General features: G+C 39.2%; 1 protein-coding gene. It reads right to left on the reverse strand.

All coding sequences use genetic code 11. The features are described 5' to 3' along the window. The coding region (locus tag ACVC3Y_RS00370) for a hypothetical protein (protein ID WP_452225758.1) at positions 1-209 on the reverse strand (209 nt) is incomplete at both ends.

A 209-nucleotide genomic window follows, 5' to 3' on the forward strand; every position in this document is an offset into this window, starting at 1 on the left:
ATTACAACTTCTACTCCTTCTATTCCTTCTTCTCCTGGATCTTGTATTCCATCGCCGTTAAGATCTTCAAATACAACTCCTGTTAATTCTGCAGTTACTGGTTCATAACCGTCATCGGTTGTTGCTGTTTCAACTCCTTCTAATACGGTTACTGTTTCTGGATCTGAAGTTCCTGTTGTTAAAGTACCACTTACATCTGCTGGTAATGT

The organism is Lacinutrix cladophorae (assembly GCF_053604645.1).